The following is a 422-nucleotide window of genomic DNA, read 5'->3' as shown; positions in this document are numbered from 1 at the left end:
ATCTCATGCAGGCCGCTATATCCATCATTACGTGTCGATCGGCGTGTGATTTCGGCGAAGCTGCGTGGCATAATCTCCCGGCTTTCATTTCTCCAACATCTCGCCCTATGCTGCGCCGCCATCTGCAGAAGATCGGCAGTATCCTCGGATTGCTCGCAATCCTGATGGCAACGCTCGCACCTACGGTGTCGCAAGCGTTGAATGCGCGGGATCGTCTCGACGCGGCGCTGGTCGACCATTGCTCGGCGCAGGCCGACGCGTCGGCGAGCAGTGGCGCAAGTGACTCGCATTCGCTGGCGTTTCATTGGGAAGCATGCGGCTATTGCGGATTGCTCGCACATTTCCCGGTCGTGCCACCGGTGCCGCTTGCCTTCGCGACTCAAGCAGCTTTCGCGCATACCGCTGTCGTCCATGCCAGCGTC

Annotated in this window: 1 protein-coding gene; it reads left to right on the top strand. The window is 60.2% G+C overall.

Translation table 11 applies throughout. From position 1 onward, the window contains the following. Positions 1 to 107 precede the first annotated feature (107 nt). Positions 108 to 422: DUF2946 domain-containing protein (locus NBZ85_RS34285; protein WP_261563523.1), on the top strand; the 315-nt coding region annotated here is incomplete at its 3' end.

The organism is Frankia tisae (assembly GCF_025403405.1).
GTDB lineage: Bacteria > Actinomycetota > Actinomycetes > Frankiales > Frankiaceae > Frankia > Frankia tisai.
The sequence above is the reverse complement of the archived record's forward strand: the minus strand, read 5'-3'. Positions and strand labels throughout refer to the sequence as shown.